2 protein-coding genes are annotated in these 1,105 nt (G+C 29.8%); one reads left to right on the top strand and one right to left on the bottom strand.

Annotation, left to right across the window (positions count from 1 at the left end):
- Positions 1 to 43: 43 nt before the first annotated feature.
- Positions 44 to 643, bottom strand: a complete 600-nt coding sequence (locus V7014_RS23850; RefSeq protein WP_335511031.1) for a hypothetical protein — start codon at positions 641 to 643, stop codon at positions 44 to 46.
- A 255-nt stretch (positions 644 to 898) separates the two neighbouring features.
- Here V7014_RS23850 and V7014_RS23845 point away from each other — a divergent pair, with 255 nt between their 5' ends.
- A complete protein-coding gene (locus tag V7014_RS23845; protein WP_335511029.1) occupies positions 899 to 1,081 on the top strand; it encodes a hypothetical protein in 183 nt (60 codons plus the stop codon).
- Positions 1,082 to 1,105 lie beyond the last annotated feature (24 nt).

The raw sequence follows: 1,105 nt of genomic DNA, 5'->3' as shown, positions 1-1,105 counted from the left end.
ATGTTATTCCAATGTGAATAGCATCCTTTTGTGTACACGAGTACTACTTCCAAGCTATATAATTAATAATTAATAAAATGATCAGATAACCAATAAGTATATAGATACCAAAGAGTTGAATAACATAGTGAACTAATGCAAGTAGTCCTATAATAAACATTGCCGCTAACATTTTCAAAGTATCGGGTTTAACATTTTCAAAAGCTAGAGTAAAAGGTAAGGCATTTACTAGTATTTTAAAAGAAACAATCGTAAGTAAAGCGATATTCAATATAACAACAATTAAATTAGGAAGCATTTCCACACCGAATAAGTACATAAAAATGATGCTTTGAATAAGGAACAATGGAAAAATATAACGGACAAGAGCCGCTTTTAAAACACCTTTATTCACATGATTCATATTGGAAATCGGAACACTTTTATACACCCAAGCAGCCTTATAATTTTCCGAAAACTGTAACATGTAAACGACATTTGGAATCATTAAACCACAAAAATAAATATTATAAAAAGTGCTGTGCGATAAATTTTGCAATCCTGAATTACTAGCATTATTAAAGATAAAAATGAATGGTAAAATGATTGACAAACCAAGCGAAGGAAAGACTTTCAACTTAAATTCCCTCTCACTTTTCATCATATTATTAGCGAAGTGAAAGAAAATTCTTTCTTCTCTTTTTCTACAAACCAATTGTGAACAAATATTTAGTATACGGTTATTTGCCGGTTTATTATGAGTACTTACTTGAGATAGCTTCGTGCTATCGAAAGAAGTAAACGAGTTAAAGCTAAAGAAGGAGAACCATTACATTTTTCAGATATAGTCACAAGTATAGTCGGATTTAATGGATTATCTTATGACCATATAAACGAGTTTACGATTTATCAATTGTATATGACCTATTATAGAATCGGTCATATCAAAAATTATGATACAAGTACACTATTCGCAACTGTTTCTCCTCCTAAATTAAAAATTGATAGTTGGAGTAAGCATATTGACATATTTGCAGATGAAAAACATTTTATTACAAAAGAAGAATTCAATAAAAATACTGGTAGTGCCTTTAAAGACTAGAGAAATTGAAGTGACCCCAAAAAG

This window comes from Bacillus sp. JJ722 (genome assembly GCF_036963345.1).
Taxonomy (GTDB): domain Bacteria; phylum Bacillota; class Bacilli; order Bacillales; family DSM-1321; genus Bacillus_AD.
The sequence above is the reverse complement of the archived record's forward strand: the minus strand, read 5'-3'. Positions and strand labels throughout refer to the sequence as shown.

What these genes read in the sequence shown, in the direction of transcription:
- V7014_RS23850 (WP_335511031.1), bottom strand. Translation starts at nt 643, where the DNA reads ATGATGAAAAGTGAGAGGGAATTTAAGTTGAAAGTCTTTCCTTCGCTT.
- V7014_RS23845 (WP_335511029.1), top strand. Translation starts at nt 899, where the DNA reads ATGACCTATTATAGAATCGGTCATATCAAAAATTATGATACAAGTACA.